Annotated in this window: 17 protein-coding genes; 16 read left to right on the forward strand and 1 reads right to left on the reverse strand. The window is 45.5% G+C overall.

The genetic code is table 11. The features are described from left to right. The 9 genes from OMP94_RS09970 to OMP94_RS10010 all read left to right on the forward strand — a co-directional run. Positions 1 to 1,295: MotA/TolQ/ExbB proton channel family protein (locus OMP94_RS09970; protein ID WP_266278149.1), on the forward strand; the 1,295-nt coding region annotated here is incomplete at its 5' end. Next, positions 1,292 to 1,807, forward strand: coding sequence for a MotA/TolQ/ExbB proton channel family protein (locus OMP94_RS09975; RefSeq protein ID WP_266278150.1), 516 nt, complete (start codon positions 1,292 to 1,294; stop codon positions 1,805 to 1,807). The genes OMP94_RS09970 and OMP94_RS09975, both read left to right, overlap by 4 nt. Before the next feature lie 8 nt (positions 1,808 to 1,815). Further along, positions 1,816 to 2,223 (forward strand): ExbD/TolR family protein, encoded by a 408-nt coding sequence (locus OMP94_RS09980; protein ID WP_266278151.1) that lies wholly within the window; start codon positions 1,816 to 1,818, stop codon positions 2,221 to 2,223. Between the two features lie 9 nt (positions 2,224 to 2,232). After that, entirely contained in the window at positions 2,233 to 2,892 is a 660-nt protein-coding gene (locus OMP94_RS09985; RefSeq protein WP_266278152.1) for an energy transducer TonB, read from the forward strand. Next, positions 2,892 to 4,109, forward strand: a complete 1,218-nt coding sequence (locus OMP94_RS09990) for a tetratricopeptide repeat protein (RefSeq protein ID WP_266278153.1) — start codon at positions 2,892 to 2,894, stop codon at positions 4,107 to 4,109. Before OMP94_RS09985 ends, OMP94_RS09990 begins: the two co-directional genes overlap by 1 nt. Beyond that, positions 4,102 to 4,668 (forward strand): class II aldolase/adducin family protein, encoded by a 567-nt coding sequence (locus tag OMP94_RS09995; protein WP_266278154.1) that lies wholly within the window; start codon positions 4,102 to 4,104, stop codon positions 4,666 to 4,668. Before OMP94_RS09990 ends, OMP94_RS09995 begins: the two co-directional genes overlap by 8 nt. A 79-nt stretch (positions 4,669 to 4,747) precedes the next feature. Then, positions 4,748 to 6,883, forward strand: coding sequence for a 5-histidylcysteine sulfoxide synthase (ovoA, locus tag OMP94_RS10000; RefSeq protein WP_266278155.1), 2,136 nt, complete (start codon positions 4,748 to 4,750; stop codon positions 6,881 to 6,883). Further along, the gene (locus tag OMP94_RS10005; protein ID WP_266278156.1) at positions 6,880 to 8,061 is read left to right on the forward strand and encodes a MalY/PatB family protein; all 1,182 of its coding nucleotides are present in this window, start codon (positions 6,880 to 6,882) and stop codon (positions 8,059 to 8,061) included. The genes ovoA and OMP94_RS10005 overlap by 4 nt, the downstream gene beginning before the upstream one ends. Before the next feature lie 153 nt (positions 8,062 to 8,214). After that, positions 8,215 to 8,412 carry a winged helix-turn-helix domain-containing protein gene (locus OMP94_RS10010; protein WP_266278157.1) on the forward strand — a complete coding sequence of 66 codons (198 nt, stop codon included), beginning with the start codon at positions 8,215 to 8,217 and terminating at the stop codon, positions 8,410 to 8,412. A gap of 7 nt (positions 8,413 to 8,419) precedes the next feature. Here the strand turns inward: OMP94_RS10010 and OMP94_RS10015 are convergent, their stop codons facing one another. Beyond that, the gene (locus OMP94_RS10015; RefSeq protein ID WP_266278158.1) at positions 8,420 to 8,989 is read right to left on the reverse strand and encodes a Tll0287-like domain-containing protein; all 570 of its coding nucleotides are present in this window, start codon (positions 8,987 to 8,989) and stop codon (positions 8,420 to 8,422) included. 182 nt (positions 8,990 to 9,171) lie between these two features. Between OMP94_RS10015 and parE the strand changes: the two genes are divergently transcribed. From parE to OMP94_RS10050, 7 genes are all read left to right on the forward strand, one after another. Beyond that, positions 9,172 to 11,073 (forward strand): DNA topoisomerase IV subunit B, encoded by a 1,902-nt coding sequence (parE, locus tag OMP94_RS10020; protein ID WP_266278159.1) that lies wholly within the window; start codon positions 9,172 to 9,174, stop codon positions 11,071 to 11,073. 19 nt (positions 11,074 to 11,092) lie between these two features. Next, the gene (gene parC, locus OMP94_RS10025; RefSeq protein ID WP_266278160.1) at positions 11,093 to 13,333 is read left to right on the forward strand and encodes a DNA topoisomerase IV subunit A; all 2,241 of its coding nucleotides are present in this window, start codon (positions 11,093 to 11,095) and stop codon (positions 13,331 to 13,333) included. Between the two features lie 54 nt (positions 13,334 to 13,387). Next, on the forward strand, positions 13,388 to 13,867 hold the full coding sequence (locus OMP94_RS10030; RefSeq protein ID WP_266278161.1) for a DUF3305 domain-containing protein: 480 nt from the start codon (positions 13,388 to 13,390) through the stop codon (positions 13,865 to 13,867). Further along, positions 13,860 to 14,303, forward strand: coding sequence for a DUF3306 domain-containing protein (locus OMP94_RS10035; protein ID WP_266278162.1), 444 nt, complete (start codon positions 13,860 to 13,862; stop codon positions 14,301 to 14,303). Before OMP94_RS10030 ends, OMP94_RS10035 begins: the two co-directional genes overlap by 8 nt. Then, on the forward strand, positions 14,287 to 15,843 hold the full coding sequence (locus OMP94_RS10040; RefSeq protein ID WP_266278163.1) for a 4Fe-4S binding protein: 1,557 nt from the start codon (positions 14,287 to 14,289) through the stop codon (positions 15,841 to 15,843). The genes OMP94_RS10035 and OMP94_RS10040 overlap by 17 nt, the downstream gene beginning before the upstream one ends. A 2-nt stretch (positions 15,844 to 15,845) precedes the next feature. After that, a complete protein-coding gene (locus OMP94_RS10045; protein WP_266278164.1) occupies positions 15,846 to 16,430 on the forward strand; it encodes a TorD/DmsD family molecular chaperone in 585 nt (194 codons plus the stop codon). A 72-nt stretch (positions 16,431 to 16,502) separates the two neighbouring features. Beyond that, positions 16,503 to 16,757 (forward strand): twin-arginine translocation signal domain-containing protein, encoded by a 255-nt coding sequence (locus OMP94_RS10050; protein ID WP_266278165.1) that lies wholly within the window; start codon positions 16,503 to 16,505, stop codon positions 16,755 to 16,757. The last annotated feature ends 9 nt before the right edge of the window (positions 16,758 to 16,766 follow it).

The following is a 16,766-nucleotide window of genomic DNA, read 5'->3' on the forward strand; positions in this document are numbered from 1 at the left end:
CCCAAACACCTGCCAACTTAGATGAGTTGTTAGAGCAAGTTAAACGCGACCGTGTTGTTGAACAACAGCAAAACCAAATGCGTGAGTCAGCGTTTCTGGCTGAACGTAATCGTCAGGCTGAATTATTAGCCGAAGCAAAAGCAGAACTGGCGCAACAAGAACGTCGTACGCAAACCTTAAATAGTCAGTTTGAAGCCAATGAAAATGTCTTGGCTGAGCAGGAATCTTTATTAAGAGAACGTTCTGGTTCTTTAGGTGAGCTTTTCGGTACCGTTCGCCAAATGGCTAACGATAGTCGTGCCATGTTGGAAAGCTCAGTAGTCACAGTGAAATACCCAGAACGTATTGCATTTTTGAAAGAGCTGGGTGAGCGTAAACAACAGCCAACCATCGAAGAATTACGTGAGTTATGGCTGACGCTTCAACAAGAAATGACCGAGTCAGGTAAAGTTGAAACCTTTAACTCACCTGTTATCACCATTTCTGGTGATGTAGAAGAGCGTGATATTACCCGTATCGGTGTATTCACTTTCTTTACGGATGGCAGTTACCTGCGTTATTTACCTGAAAACCACAGCTTGGTTGAGTTAGCTCGCCAACCCGTACCTCGTTTACAAGATGTCGCGCGTGACTTTGTCGATGCCGATGCCAACGAATGGCATGAGGCGGTAGTGGATCCAACTCGTGGTGCTTTAATGGCATTGCTGGTACAAACACCTGATTTGAAAGAACGTATTCAACAAGGTGGTTGGATTGGTTTCATCATCATCGCGCTGGGTGTGATTGGTTTATTGATTGCCCTGGTACGTTTTGTCTTGTTATTTAAAGCTGAGCGTGGCGTCAGACAACAACAAAAAGAAACTACACCGAATACGTCGAACCCACTTGGTCGCATCTTGTCTGTTTATGATGATAAACATGCTGATGATGTGGAAACCTTACAGTTGAAACTCGACGAAGCGATTTTAAGAGAAACACCTGCTATCGAACGCGGCTTGGTAACGCTGGCGATTTTGGCTGCTGTTGCGCCGATGTTGGGGCTGTTGGGTACGGTTTCGGGCATGATTGAAACCTTCCAGTCGATCACCTTGTTTGGTACGGGTGATCCGAAATTGATGTCAGGCGGTATTTCACAAGCTCTGGTCACTACCGAGTTAGGTTTGGCCGTCGCGATTCCAATTTTGCTGATTCATAGTGCTTTATCGAGCAAGAGTAACCGTCTTATCCAAATTTTGGATGAAGAAAGTGCCTCAATCGTTGCCCGTAACGCCGAGCATCATAGTAATAAGCCGTGACCGATAATCTGTTTAACATTCAGCTTTTAATGGAGAGCGGCGGCTTAGTGCTGTGGCTCATCCTGCTGGCGTCGATTGTCATGTGGACATTAATCATCGAGCGTTATGTTTTTCTGTTGTTTTTACACCCTAAAGATAAACAAAAGCTGATCGAACACTGGCATCAACGTAGCGACAGACGCAGTTGGTACGCACAGCAGATTCGATTAGGTCTGATTGCTGAAAGTCGTATCAGTTTGGAACGTTATTTGGTGTTGATTAAAACACTAACCATGGCATTACCGATGTTAGGTCTGCTGGGAACAGTAAACGGCATGATTCAAACATTTGATGTCATGACCGTGTTTGGCACGGGTAACACCCGCGGTATGGCGGCAGGTATTTCAATTGCGCTTATCACCACGATGGGCGGTTTGTTAACGGCGTTATCTGGACTGTATTTCAGTACACAACTACAGCAACGGGTGACACGCACCGTTGATAACGTAGCCGACGCACTGCGTCGAGATTAGGATTTGTTATGAGAAACCGACATTCCCGTCGACAAAGTGGCGGTATCGCAGAAATCAACATGACACCACTGATTGATATGGTGTTTATTCTGCTGATTTTCTTCATCGTCACCACATCGTTTGTGAAAGAAACCGGTGTTGATGTGAACCGACCTTCGGCACAGACCGCTGTTGAAAAAGAACGTGCGAATATTCTGATCGCCATCCGTGAAAACGATGAGATCTGGATTGATAAACGCCAAATTGACCGTCGTGCGATCCGCGCTAACGTTGAACGTTTACACGCTGAAAACCCAGAAGGTGCGGTCATTATTCTTGCAGATGAAAATGCCAAAACCGGCATTCTGATTGAAGTGATGGATCAGGCGCGTCTAGCAGGTGTGGCAAACGTGTCTATTGCCGCAGAACGCGACTAGCGGGGCAGTATGCGTATATTGCTTGGATTAGTGCTGGCGGTATTGGTCAATTTCGGCCTGTTTACCTTGATGCAGAAAATGACCAGTACCGATGGTTTAACTGCTCGGGAAGACGAAGATATTCGTATTTTGGACTTTGTGCGTCTTCAGGAAGAGGAAGCGCCGCCGGAAGAAAAACGTCGTCAACCACCTGAAAAACCAGAACCACCTGAAGCGCCACCGCCACCACCAAATGCGGATGCACCGCCACCAGAGCAACCGGATGTACCTCAGCCGCAATTGAGTGCACCAAATATTGATGTGCCACTGAATATCACTGGTGGTCCACATTTAGGTGACTTTAAATCTGCACCTGCGCCAGATCCAGGTCCAGCCCCATCAGCACAACCGCAGATGGATGGTGAAGTCGTGCCATTGGTTCGTATCCCGCCTAACTACCCACGTATGGCACAGCGGCGTGGTATCGAGGGTGTTGTAACCATAGCCTTTACCATTACTAAAGATGGTCGAGTTAAAGATCCGCAGATCATTAAGTCTAACCCTGAGAATGTATTTGATGCTGCGGCATTGGCGGCGATTTTGAAGTGGAAATTCAAACCAAAACAAGTAGATGGCGAAGCTGTAGAACGTCGTGCAACTCAAGAAATCGAGTTTAAATTGGCCCGCTGATGAAAACATTATTTGCAAAACTTGCCCTATCCAGCCTGCTTGTCATGAGTTTGATGACATCGGCCAGTGCCGAAGAGTACTTGTTATCACAAGAGACCTACGAAGCTCTGGAATCTGCACAGCAACAGATGGCTGATGAGCGATATCAACCTGCTGAAGCGGCTTTGTTGAAGTTAATTGATGAGACCGATGCGGGTAGTTACGAACGCGCTGTCGTGTTACAAACGCTGGGTTATTTGTACTCTGAAACGGGAGATTATCCTCGTGCAACAGAGCAGTTTCGTAGTGCATTAGAGCTCAATGCGTTACCACCAGAAGTAACCCATAATCTGCAATATAACCTCGCCCAGCTGTTAATCGCAGATGGTAAATACCAACAAGGTGTGGATTTGCTGACGCGTTGGTTAGCAAATGAAGCCAACCCAGACACCAATGTCTATGTGTTACTGGCAACGGCGCACTATCAGCTAAAACAATTTAGCAAAACGGTTGAGCATATTCGTACGGCGATTCGTCGCACCAATTCACCTAAAGAAGACTGGTACCGCATGCAACTGGCTGCACATATTGAGATGAAGCAATATGACTCGGCAATCAATGTGCTGGAAACCTTATTAGTTTTGCATCCTGACGATAAAACCTATTGGGATCAGTTGGGTTCGTTATACGCACGTCAAGATAAGCAGTTGTCATCATTAGCGGTATCGATGTTGATGAAGCGTCTCAATCTGGGCGATGACGATATTGTGATGCGACTCAGCAATATGTATCGCTATCTGAACATTCCATTCAAATCTGGACAATTATTGCAAAAAGCCATTGATGATGGGGTGATTGCGGCCAACTTCTCGAATATGGAAAAACTCGCTGATAGTTGGTTGGCAGCGCGCGAAGCAGATAAAGCCTCTGCGGTACTTGAAAAAATACGCGGTCAGGACAATAGCGGCGAAACAGATCTTAAACTAGCAAGACTCTATGTCAGTGAAGAGCAATGGCAAGAGGCTGTTGCCCCGTTAGAGGCTGCCACTGAGAAACTCACCAATAGCAAAAAAGGTGATGCTTTGTTGATGGGCGGTATGGTGCAGTTTCATTTGAAAAATTTGGAACGTGCCGAAAGTTTGCTAAAACAAGCAGGTCGATTTGATAAACAACGTAATCAGGCGGCACAATGGCTGAGACATATTCAGCAAAGTCAGCCTGAGGACGGAGATGCCTGAAAAAGATCTCGCGAATTTAAAAGCAGCGTTAGTCCAGCATTATCTTTGGTTACGCCAATATGGGTGTAATGACTCCCATAGTGGTAATGCGTCTTTTCGTTGGCACGATCAGGTTTGGGTGACCCCAACAGGTTGCTGTGCCGACACCTTAACGGTTGATGATCTCATTAAATGCAGTATTGACGGTGATCTCGGTGAGGGGGCTTCATTAGACGCACCGTTGCATATTGCTGTTTATCAACAAAATCCTAATGCGCGTGCTGTATTTCATAGTCACGGTCCACATGCTGTTGCCATGACCCTCAATGGTGACGACTTCACTCCGGTCGATTTCGAAGGCCAATATTATTTTCCAGTCGTGCCAGTTATTCACATTAATTACACGGATTACGTGGCATTGTCGCCGGCAAAAGTCGCATCAGGCCTAGCTGATCATAAAGTTGTCATTGTTCGCGGGCATGGTGTTTATGCTTGTGCTGAAACAATCAACCTCGCATACAAGTGGAGTTGCTCGGTTGAGTTGTCTGCCAAAACAGCATGGTTAGCCGCCAACTGCTAAATAAATATAAACATTAAATGCAACAAATCGTCACGGTATGCGTCTGACACCGACAAGCTAAGATAAAGGACTGTTACCCATGAATGCCAAAAGCGCTTTATCCGTCAAAGAGCCGGTCAATCATCTTCGTACTCCCTTGTTAGAAGGTAATGATATCGCTGCCAAGCGATTGGAAATTGCTGAGTACTTTAATAGCAATTTTGACCGTTACGAGTCTTTGTTTGAGACGCTTAAAGACGACCGTGGCTTTTATGAAAAGTCGATTTCATTGCGTCATCCATTAATTTTTTACTTTGGTCATACAGCAACATTTTTTATCAATAAGATGTTGTTAACGGGACTAATTAAAACACGTGTTAATCCAAAGTTTGAATCCATGTTTGCCGTCGGCGTTGATGAAATGAGCTGGGATGATTTGGATGAGAATCACTATGACTGGCCAGCAGTTAGTGAAGTAAAAGACTATCGCAAAGCGGTTAAAAAACTGGTCAACCAAGTGATTGAAACTGCGCCGCTAGAATTACCTATTGATTGGCAAAATCCTTGGTGGGCGATCATGATGGGGATCGAACATGAGCAAATTCACTTGGAAACCTCGTCAGTTCTGATCCGTCAGCATCAATTAGACAAAGTGTGTAAACAACCGCAATGGCGACCTTTTACTCAAACAGGCAAAGCGCCAACCAATAAAGTATTAGCAGTACCTGGTGGTGAAGTGCGTCTTGGTAAATCCTTTAATGATCCTGTTTATGGTTGGGATAATGAATACGGGCAGCATCAAACTGATGTGGCTGACTTTAAAGCTAGCCAATTTTTGGTAAGTAATGCTGAGTTTCTAGGCTTTGTTGAAGCAGGCGGCTACCAGCAAGATAACTGGTGGAGTGAGGAAGGCTTAAAGTGGCGCCAATTTGCCAAAGCTGATTTTCCAACATTCTGGTTACGAAGCGGCGATAAATGGCAATTACGGTTGATGACTGAGGTTGTCGATATGCCATGGGATTGGCCGGTAGAAGTCAATTATCTTGAAGCAAAAGCATTCTGTAACTGGAAAGCCGAACAAACTGGTGAGCCAGTAAGGCTGCCAACGGAAGATGAATGGTATCGGCTATATGAGCATGCTGGGATTGATGAATTGACCGGCCAGCAAGCGAACGGCAATATCCATTTGGATTATGCGGCGTCATCTTGCCCGGTAAATGCCTTCAAACAAGGCGACTTCTACGATGTTATCGGGAATGTCTGGCAATGGACTGAAACGCCGATTTATCCTTTTGATGGCTTTAAAGTGCATCCCATTTATGATGATTTCACGACACCAACTTATGATAGCCAACATAATTTAATTAAAGGTGGTAGCTGGATTTCGTGTGGTAACGAAAGTCGAAAGGCCTCTCGTTATGCTTTTAGACGCCACTTTTTCCAACATGCTGGCTTTCGTTATGTGGTGTCAGAAGCGCCGGTGAATATTGTCGACTCACATTATGAGTCAGACAAAATGTTATCTGAATATGCCGAGTTTCATTTTGGCCCGCGTTATTTTGATGTCGCCAATTTTCAACAAACCTTGGTCGATCTCGCTGTGCGTGCGATGGGGGATAAACCTCGTCAAAAAGCCCTCGACTTAGGGTGTGCCGTAGGCCGTGGGAGCTTTGAATTAGCGCGTCATTTTGACGCTGTAACGGGCATCGATTTTTCGGCACGTCTCATTAATCTTGGTGTGCAAATGCAGCAACGTGGTGTGGTGCGTTACACCATTACAGATGAAGGTGACCTGGTTGAGTATCGCGAACAACGCTTGGCCGATTTAGGGCTTGATGATGTTGCCGATAAAGTTGAGTTTATGCAGGGCGATGCCTGTAATTTGAAGTCGGTATTTACGGGCTATGATCTTGTTGTTGCAGCCAATCTATTAGACCGTTTGTATGATCCAGCCTTATTCCTTAGTGCTATTCATGAACGCGTGAATGCCGGCGGTTTATTGGTTTTGGCTTCGCCTTACACATGGCTTGAAGAGCATACAGATAAAAACAAATGGTTGGGTGGTTTCAAAAAAGATGGTGAAAGCTTCACCACCTTGGATGGTTTACATGCCATGTTAGACGCCAACTTTAATTTGGTGAGTGAGCCGACATCATTGCCATTTGTGATCCGTGAAACGCGTCGTAAATTCCAACACACTCTGTCTGAAGTCACTATCTGGGAACGTAAATCTTGAGTGAGTTTGATTTTGACCAAGTCATAACGCGGGAAGGCTCTGGAGCACAAAAATACGATAATCGTGAGGTAATATTTGGCCTGCAAGATGTAATCCCATTATGGGTTGCGGATATGGATTTTTCTGTGCCGCCAGCGGTTAATAAAGCGTTAAAACAGCGTGCAGAACATCCTATTTTTGGTTATCACCAGTTTCCAGACAGTTTGTATCAGGCGATACAGAACTGGTACCTAAAGCGGTTTAATTGGTCGATCGATAAGCAACATATCTTGATGTGTCCGGGTGTGGTGCCATCAATCCATGCGGTGATTAATGCACTCACTCAGCCTAATGATGGCGTTATTGTGCAATCACCGGTGTACTTTCCTTTTTTCTCAGCCGTCACTGAAACCGGTCGTCAATTGGTACTGAATCCATTGTTAAAAACTGACGATGGTTACCGAATGAACCTTGAGCAACTTGAAGCACAAGCTAAGGCGGGGGCAAAGCTTTTATTAATATGTTCACCGCATAATCCTGTCGGTCGTGTTTGGCAGGTTGAAGAGTTGCAGACGGTGTTAGCCATTGCCGAGCAATATAATTTGGTGGTTATCTCAGATGAGATACATATGGATTTGGTGTTCAAAGGATTTCAAAATACGCCATTAACCACCTTAGCAAAGCCTGGTCGAGTGATTACCACTGTCTCTGCCAGTAAGACGTTTAATATCGCAGGACTCAATTTATCGTCATTAATCGTGGAAGAGGCGGCTCAGCGAAAAGCTATCGAGGCAGAATTCAAACGTTGGCATGTCAGCTCAGCAAATCCTTTTAGTATTGTTGCAACACAAGCCGCTTACCAAGATGGCGAAGCGTGGTTAGACGCGCTGCTTGATTATTTGGCCATTAACCGTGATTGGGTCAAAGACTTTTTTGCTAAACATTTACCACTGATTCGTATTCAACCGATTGAAGGTACCTATTTGTTGTGGCTGGATTGCAGCGATCTTAATCTCAGCGACAAAGCATTGAGACAGTTTTTTGTGAATGACTGTGGTGTGGCAATGAATCCTGGCGCCATGTTTGGGGAAGGGGGGAGTGGCTTTATGAGAATGAATATTGCGGCACCACTCTCAACACTAAAACAAGCCTGTCAGCAGATTTTGGGCGCCTACCAACAACAATTCACTTGTTCGTAAATGGTGCGTGTTAGATACTTTTTTGCACAGAAATAGCGCAGAAAATTACTTATATTTCATATGTTTGTCATCAAGGTGCCAGAAAATAAAGCGATTATGAAATGGCACACGAATTGCCAGTGAATTTTTGTATAACCCCACAAGGAGTAGGCAATGACTGACAGTATTGGTACTAGCGCTGGTGTTTTATGGCAATTTCTACAGCAAAACGGCCCATCAACCATGGCCAAAGTTGCAGAAGCTTGTTCATTGGATAGTAAGACTTTACAGCGTGCGATTGGTTGGCTGGCTCGTGAAGACAAAATTGATTTTGTCAGTAAAGGCCGTAGCGAGTTAATTACGCTGAAGTAACGCCTTTTTAATCATCACGATATTTCACGACGCTAAAGGCGCCACGAATATCGTTTTGTTTAAAGCCGGTAGCTTGGTCTTCGGGATAGAGACGATTTATTTCTGTCTGAAGTGCCGTGGATATATTTTGTCCATGACAAGTGAGACAAACAGTTTCGGTATTAATAGCTTTCATGAATCTCAGTGACTCGCTGTCATCACTGACAGCGACAAACTGCATTTCATTCACAGGTGTGCCAGACTGTTTTTGGCTTTCAAAGTTATTCAGCACGATTTGTTGCCATGGCTGGGGTTGATTTGCTGGGTTACGGACTTTCAAGCTGGTACGGCCAATTTCGAATCCTGTTTTGGCTGCCAGTGCTTCAGCTATTTTCGGGGCTTGAACTTGACATACGTTGACGGCAGTTCCTGGGCCACCAGATTGCATAGCGTTTTGCAATGCTGATTTGAGTTGGCCAGCAAACTCAGTAATCGCTGCTTTCGCTTCTTGTTCAAAAGCAGGGAGTTCATCATTGGCTGATGGTGTGCAGGCGGCTAAATGCACAATAACTAGGCTACTTAACAGGGCATATTTCATCGCGGTGTCCTTGCGGTATTCTCAAGCAAAACATAACAGATATTTTTCTTTTATAAAGATTAGCGACTAGGCTGGGCCTGAGCATGTAGACGTTCTTGATTGACTGAATGCCGCTATGCTTGTACTTCTGGCTTTTATCCTGCTAACCTGCGGACAACCTAAAATTTAATGACTGCAAGACAATGACCACGATTTATGATGCTTCGGCGATTGAGGTACTAACGGGACTAGAACCGGTTCGCAAACGGCCGGGCATGTATACCGATACTGCGCGACCCAATCACTTGGCTCAAGAGGTTATTGATAACAGTGTCGACGAAGCCATCGCAGGTCATGCGCGATCTATCCAAGTCATTCTCCACAAAGATAATTCCTTAGAAGTCATCGATGACGGACGAGGTATGCCGGTGGATATTCATCCTGAAGAAGGTGTGCCGGGCGTTGAAGTTATCCTGACTCGTCTGCATGCTGGGGGTAAGTTTTCAAACAAAAACTACCGTTTCTCTGGTGGTTTGCATGGCGTCGGGGTTTCTGTCGTAAATGCGCTTTCGACACGTTTGGAAGTGGGTATTCGACGTGACGGCATCAGTTATCAAATTGCTTTTGCAAACGGGGCATTAATCGAGCCACTGAGCGAAACAGGCACGGTTGGTAAAAGAAATACCGGAACCAGTGTGCGTTTTTGGCCTGATGCCAGCTTCTTTGATGCGCCTAAATTTTTGGTCTCTCGTTTACGTCATGTGCTTCGAGCTAAAGCCGTGTTATGTCCGGGCTTAGTGGTCACCTTTGATGATTTGAGTGGTGCTGAAAAACAATCAGACCGTTGGTGTTATGAAGATGGTGTGAATAGTTATCTGTCGACGGCACTGACAGATATGCCTTGTATTCCAGCTAAGCCGTTTGTTGGGCATTTCGCTGACGCTGATCAAGAAGTTGATTGGGCCTTGATGTGGCAACTTGAGCCCGGCGAGGTGATTGCTGAAAGTTATGTGAATCTTATTCCGACAGCTCAAGGCGGTACGCATGTAAACGGTCTTCGAAGTGGTTTGTTAGATGCACTTCGTGAGTTTTGTGAGTTTCGCAGTTTATTACCACGCGGTGTGAAACTAACGGCCGAAGATATTTGGGATCGTTGTTGCTACGTTTTGTCAGTCAAAATTGAAGATCCACAATTTTCGGGTCAAACCAAAGAGCGTTTATCTTCAAGACAGTGTGCTGCTTTTGTCACTGGTGCGGTTAAAGACGCATTTAGTCTTTGGTTAAATCATCATGTTGAAGATGGTGAAAAAATTGCTGAGCTCGCTATTAACAACGCTCAGTCGCGATTGAAACAAGCGAAAAAAGTCGTCCGTAAACGCGTACAGTCAGGTCCAGCATTGCCAGGAAAATTAGCAGACTGTACGTCACAAGATCCGACCCGTACCGAATTATTTCTGGTGGAAGGGGACTCGGCAGGTGGTAGTGCCAAACAAGGTCGTGACCGTGTTTTTCAAGCCATCATGCCGCTACGCGGTAAGATTTTGAATACATGGGAAGTTGAGCCGTCTCAGGTTCTAGCCTCACAAGAAGTTCATGATATTGCCGTGGCAATTGGTGTCGATCCTGGGTCAAATGACTTATCTGGCCTGCGTTATGGAAAAATTTGTATTCTCGCCGACGCTGATTCAGATGGACTTCACATCGCTACATTGTTATGTGCATTGTTTGTTCGACACTTTGCCCCATTAGTCAGTGCTGGACATATCTGTGTCGCAATGCCGCCGTTGTATCGTATCGACGTCGGTAAACAAGTGTTTTATGCGCTTGATGATGAAGAACGCAAAATCATTTTGGATCGCATTGAGCGTGAAAATATCAAAGGCAAAGTCAGCATTCAGCGATTTAAAGGGCTAGGTGAGATGAATCCGATTCAGCTCAAAGAAACCACCATGGCCCCAGATACGCGACGTTTGGTCCGTCTGACCATCGATGCTGAAGATGATACCTACATGATGATGGATAAGCTGTTGGCTAAAAAACGCTCAGCAGATCGCAAACAGTGGCTAGAACAGCACGGCGATCTTGCCGATTTGGCGACAATCTGAGCGGAACAGAGAGAAATACATGAGTACAATCATTGATGATCTAGAGCGACAACCGCTTCGGGATTTTACCGAAAAGGCGTATTTGGATTATTCCATGTACGTTATTTTGGACCGTGCCCTGCCACATTTAGCAGATGGTTTGAAACCGGTTCAGCGCCGCATCATCTACGCCATGTCGGAGTTGGGTCTCAGCGCGCTTTCCAAACATAAAAAATCTGCTCGTACCGTTGGTGACGTATTAGGTAAATATCATCCTCACGGTGACTCTGCCTGTTATGAAGCGATGGTGTTAATGGCCCAGCCATTTTCTTATCGTTACACTTTGATCGATGGTCAAGGTAACTGGGGCTCAATGGATGACCCTAAATCTTTTGCTGCAATGCGTTATACCGAAGCTCGTCTTGCCCCTTATGCACAAACTTTACTGAGCGAATTAGGACAGGGGACCGTTGAGTGGGTGCCAAACTTTGACGGCACTATGGATGAGCCAGAGTTATTACCTGCTCGGTTACCGAATGTTTTACTCAATGGCGCAACCGGTATCGCTGTTGGTATGGCGACGGATATTCCGCCACATAACTTGCGTGAAGTCGTTGAAGCCTGCTTATTGTTACTGAAATCTTCTCGCACAACATTGGATGAGTTGCTCGAAGTTGTGCAGGGGCCAGATTTTCCAACTGGTGGCGAAATCATCTCATCACAAGTCGATATTCGTAAGATTTATGAGACCGGTCATGGCTCTATTCGCCAACGTGCTTGCTACCAAGTTGAAGAGGGTGAAGTCATTATTAATGCACTGCCATACCAAGTGTCTGGTGCCAAAGTGCTTGAGCAAATCGCCGCACAAATGCAAAGCAAAAAGCTGCCAATGGTCACTGACTTAAGAGATGAGTCAGATCATGAGCATGCTGTTCGTTTAGTGATAGTGCCGAAATCAAATCGTGTCGATATCGAAAGCCTGATGTCTCACCTGTTTGCGACGACTGATCTTGAGCGTAGTTATCGCGTCAACATGAACATGATTGGCCTTGATGGTCGCCCTCAAGTTAAAAACTTGAGAGACATGTTGTCTGAGTGGTTGACCTATAGGATCCAGACCGTAACTCGCCGTTTGCAACATCGCTTGGATAAAGTCGTCGATCGTATGCACGTGCTCGAAGGCTTATTGGTTGCCTATCTAAATATTGACGAAGTTATTGCGATTATTCGTCACGAAGATGAACCAAAAGCTGAGTTAATGGCTCGCTTTAATCTGTCAGAGCGTCAAGCGGAAGCCATTTTAGAGTTACGTTTACGTCACTTAGCCAAACTGGAAGAAATGAAAATCCAGGGCGAAATGGATGAACTGTCAAAAGAACGTAAAACACTTGAACAATTATTGGGCTCTGAAACGCGGCTGAAAACACTGATCCGCAAAGAGCTGACAGCAGATGCCGAAAAATTTGGTGATGAACGCCGTAGCTTAATTAAGCCACAAGAAGCGGCGAGAGCACTGAGTGAAACTGAGTTACTGCCAACCGAACCGCTAACCATTGTGTTGTCGGCCAGTGGTTGGGTGCGAGCTGCGAAAGGTCATGATGTCGATCCTGTGTCACTGAATTATCGGACCGGCGATCGATATCTAACCTCAGTTAAAGCCCGTAGTAATCAACAAATTGTCTTTTTGGATTCAGCCGGCCGAAGTTACTCACTGCCAGCCCATACCTTGCCGTCAGCAAGAGGCCAGGGCGAACCATTAAGTGGTCGATTACAATCACCTGCGGAAATACATTTTGTCGCCGTGATGACTGCGGAAAGTAAACAGAAAGTCTTACTGTCGAATACCGCTGGCTATGGTTTTGTCACCGAGTTTGATAATTTGCTGGCAAAAAATAAAGCGGGTAAAGCGCTATTTAATTTACCTGAAGGTGCTGAGCTTTTACCGCCAATGATGCTGCCTGATAACGCGGATATGCAGTTGGCAGTCGCTGCTGGTGATGGACGTCTATTGGTCTTTTCAATTAGCGAAGTGCCGGAGTTGAACAAAGGTAAAGGTGTACGACTGATTAATATTCCATCTGCACGCTTCACCGCAGGTCAAGAATGGCTGCAGTCGGTTAGTTTGGTACCGCAAGATTACAGTTTAACGCTGCATGCTGGACGAAGACATCTCACGTTAAAACCTGCCGATCTGGCGCATTATGCTGGTGAACGCGGCAAACGCGGGCATAAATTACCCCGAGGTTTACAAAAGGTCAGCGAAGTTACGGTAGCTGAGTAAAATACTTGGTTATTTGATAACATAAAGGCGTGAAAAATAACTTCATTGCCTGCCATGCTTGATACGCCCGCTGACCATTTTGATGTTTCCGGCTTACTGCTAAAACAGCCGAGCAAGCACCGCTGGGCGAAATCCAGTTGGCGTCTGTTAGGTGTTGTGCCGGGGCTAAGCGATGACGATATCGACAGTGCGCAACAGCAAGGTGAGGTGATTACCTTAACGGGATTGCGTCTTCAGCTTTACCGACAATTTTGTGAAAGTTATTACGTTAACTTAACGGCTGAACAAACTAAGGTATATCTGGTTTGCCGAGAAGTTGGCGATGACTTGCTGCCAGTCATGCTTACTGTTGATTTTGACGAAGCCGCATCCTACATGGAAGCAGGCGAAATGGTCTTTGATGCGCCGCTACCGGATGTACTTTGTGTTTGGTTAGAGCGTTATGTTTTAGCGCACTATCAGCCACAAAAACCTAAAAAACGGCGTCGTCAGCGCTGGAAAGAAAATGCTTCCTCAGAGACCGCCAATGGCTGATAACGAAAAATCTGGTTTTTTTTCGCGCTGGTCAGCACGAAAACTTGAACAGTCGTCTCCAGCTGAAGAAGCACAACAGCCAACGATTCCAGCTGAAGACAATGTTGAGCCTGCGCCAGAAGTCATTGCTACAGAACTTGTAGAGACAGAATCGCCAACACCCGCATGGCAAAATCCAGAACTTGATGCGGCAAGTCGCAAACAAGCATTAAGAGATATCTTTCGTAAACCGGGGATCGGTAAACCAGATGGTCTGGATGAGTATGAAAATGACTACAACTATCAAAACTTTGCCAGCTTAGGTGATGTGGTCACCCATGAAATGCGTCGGATGCTTGATAAACAAATTGAATCATTAGTTGCATCAGCAGAACCAGATGCAGAAAAACCAAGCGATCCAACCCCAACCAAATCTGAGGATGACAAACTTGCATAATGCAGTAATTGAAGCGGGTAACTTGCCTTTTGAGGTTGCCGACTGGGTGAGTTATGAATCAGCAGGCCGGTTATTGGTTATTGGTGATGCAGCCAATATCAATGCTGTCATTGCCCATTGTCATGGTTTGGTTATTGAAGTGCTTATTCTTGATGGTGGCGAGTTAGTTACTGAGCAACCTGTTACACGCTTGAAAGGTGAGCTAACTGAGCTCAGTGGTTGGTTAGGCGATTTTTCTGCCGTCGTTGCTGGTGTTAAGCAAAAATATGACTTGGTGCTGGATTTAAGTGAACAACCACTAATGACCATGGTGGTATCACCAATCGGTTATTTTGCGCCTGCTGATAACCCACAAGCTTTAGCCGAGGCTTTAAAACAGCTGCCAGATCTGGTGGGCACATTTGATAAGCCCAAGTTTTTTAACTACAAATCTTCTATTTGTGCCCATAAACGTCGTGGGGTCAGTGCTTGTGAGCAATGTTTAGATGCCTGTCCGGCTGATGCGATTCAATCGTTTGGTGAACAAATTCAGGTTAACCCAAATTTGTGCCAAGGTTGTGGCAGTTGCACAACAGTTTGTCCGTCAGGCGCGATTAGTTATGCCTTACCAACTTTAGATCATAGCCTTGAAAGACTGCGGGCGATGTTTAAGCAGTACAAGGCTGTCGAAGATAAGCCTATGCAATTGTTGATTCACGATAGCTTGCAAGGTGAACAATTGTTATCGGTTTATGCCGAACAGTTACCTGACAATATCGTCCCGTTTGCAATTGAAGAAATCGGCGCCCTAGGCTTACCTTTTTGGCTGGCAGCATTAGCCTATGGTGCAGCTAACATCACCGTCTGGGATGCTGGCAGTCATCAAGATCATGATTGGCAGGGTGTGCAACAGCAAATTAGCTTAGCCAATGACATGATTGCTGGCTTGGGGTTTGAGCAAGCAATCAGTTGGTTTAATGGGCAACGGATTGATGCGTTAAAAACGCATCTTAATCAGCAGCCAAAAATGCTGTTGAGCGAGGCAGCCAGTTTTGCTGGTTTAGACGACAAGCGTCGCGTGAGTCATCTGGCTTTAACGCACTTACATCAATATGCACCCGCACCGATTGCTGAGTTAAAACTGACTGATACAGCACCTTTTGGTGAGATCAAAGTTAATGCGGAAGGCTGTACCTTATGTATGTCTTGTGTCTCGGTGTGTCCGGTTGGTGCCTTAGTTGATGGTGTTGATAAACCACAACTTAACTTTATTGAAGATCTTTGTGTGCAATGCGGTATGTGTGAGACGGCTTGCCCTGAAAAGGTTATCGAATTATCGCCGCGATATCTCTTTGATCGTGAACAGGCGCGCCAGAAGCGGCTATTGCACGAAGAGCCAGTTTTCCACTGCATTAGTTGCCATAAACCTTTTGCCACACAGAAAATGATCGACACCATCATCGGTAAATTAAAAGACCACCCGATGTTTCAGGATGGCAAATTAGAACATCTGAAAATGTGTGAAGACTGTCGTGTCAAAGCGCAGTTTAGACGGAGTTAATAATGCAGGAAGATTTGCAAGAAACCCTTCAATGGCGAGCACAGATTTATGCGTTGCTGGCGAATTTATTGGCAAGACCCGCGACAACCGATTTGTTACATAATATTGCTGCCTTAAAAGTCGACACACCAGCATCGGCACTTGGTCAGGCTTGGCAGCAATTGATTAACGCGGCAAGTAATACTACCGAAGCTGAACAAGCTCGTGAATATCACGAACTCTTTATCGGCCTTACCCAAGGCGAGATAATCCCTTATGCATCTTATTATCAAACCGGCTTTCTGAATGAGAAGCCTTTGGCTGATTTGCGAGTCGACTTAGGTAAGCTGGGTCTGGTGCGCCAAGAGGGTAAAAAAGAGCCTGAGGATCATATCGCTGCATTATGTGATGTGATGCGTTTAATTCTCAGCGCAAATGGCACACCGGTTGTGACTGCATCAGAATTTTTTAACCATCATATGGCAAAGTGGCTACCTCGGTTTATTGTTGATTTGAAGACAGCGCCAAGTGCAAATTTTTATGCGGCTTTAGCTGAACTTGCCCAGTTGTTTTTTGAAGGTGAAAGTCAGCGTTTAACCGCCGTTTAAGTGCTCATCTTGGCTTGATGATAAAGCCTATATGCGGGATAATTCATATTCATTCAGTTGTCGCAATGACGCATGGCATCTGTCGCCAAAATGCTGTTATCTGATCCGGAGATCACCATGAGCTCGCAGTCTTCATCATCGCGCAGAAAATTTTTGCATACGTTGACCGCTCTTGCTGGCGGCTCCGCTGCAGTCGCTTTAAGTAGTAAAGCGGTGCATGCACAACCCACTCCCGCACCCGAAAAAACTGCTGTCAAGCCGCAGTCTTCAAAGGGATATCAGCATACGGAACATGTAGATACATTCTATAAAACTGCCGATTTCTAGAAGATCACC

This window comes from Methylophaga sp. OBS3 (genome assembly GCF_026319325.1).
Taxonomy (GTDB): Bacteria; Pseudomonadota; Gammaproteobacteria; order Nitrosococcales; family Methylophagaceae; genus Methylophaga.